The organism is Flavobacterium potami (assembly GCF_020026915.1).
Taxonomy (GTDB): domain Bacteria; phylum Bacteroidota; class Bacteroidia; order Flavobacteriales; family Flavobacteriaceae; genus Flavobacterium; species Flavobacterium potami.
In genome coordinates this window covers 1-283 of sequence record NZ_JAINUY010000080.1, presented here as the reverse complement: position 1 = coordinate 283, position 283 = coordinate 1, and the positions used below count along the sequence as shown (strand labels likewise).

Annotated in this window: 1 protein-coding gene; it reads right to left on the bottom strand. The window is 48.4% G+C overall.

The window, feature by feature from the left end; all coding sequences use genetic code 11:
* On the bottom strand, nt 1-283 hold a 283-nt coding region (locus tag K6T82_RS24345), incomplete at both ends, for a polyprenyl synthetase family protein (protein WP_223711644.1).

Here is a 283-nt window from a genome sequence, read left to right as displayed (position 1 = left end):
GTTAAAATCCGGACGGCTTCGTCGGTTTCTTCCTGAGTAGCTTCGCCTTTCCCGAAAATGTCCAGTTTTACACCCTTTTCGAAAGCATCGATTACAATCAGGGTATGTTTCCCTTCCATAAGGTCGCTACCTCTTACTTTACCGAGCACTTCCTGCGGAGTGATCATATCCAGAACATCATCATACATCTGGAAGCCAATTCCTATAAGGCGCCCGTATTGGGACAGGGCTTCTGCAAGCTCATCAGAAGCTCCTCCAAGAATGGCCCCAATCTTGGCTGCTG